Raw genomic sequence first — 266 nt, forward strand, 5'->3', positions numbered from 1 at the left:
TTTACTTTCTGCTGTGGCTTGGTTGACGTAGGGTTTGTCTGCTCCGTCACTGGCGTGGAGGACTTTAAACTGGATAATAGCAGCCTTACCGGGCTGGATATCGCCTACCGGGATGGTGAGGGTGTCTAACATGGAGCTGCCATTGGGTTGGTATTTAAAGTCGCTCCCCCAAGCTTTAGGGACGCCGTTAATGGTGAGGCTGTCCCGGTAGAAGGTCAGGCGAGAGGTATCTAGGACGTCTGTTACCTTAATATCTTTCCAGACCC

1 protein-coding gene is annotated in these 266 nt (G+C 51.9%); it reads right to left on the minus strand.

Annotation, left to right across the window (positions count from 1 at the left end):
* Window positions 1–266 (minus strand): cupredoxin domain-containing protein (locus ACKQTC_RS09230; protein ID WP_408978151.1); only part of this gene is annotated, 266 nt, incomplete at both ends.

Source organism: Peptococcus simiae (assembly GCF_046097595.1).
GTDB lineage: Bacteria > Bacillota > Peptococcia > Peptococcales > Peptococcaceae > Peptococcus > Peptococcus simiae.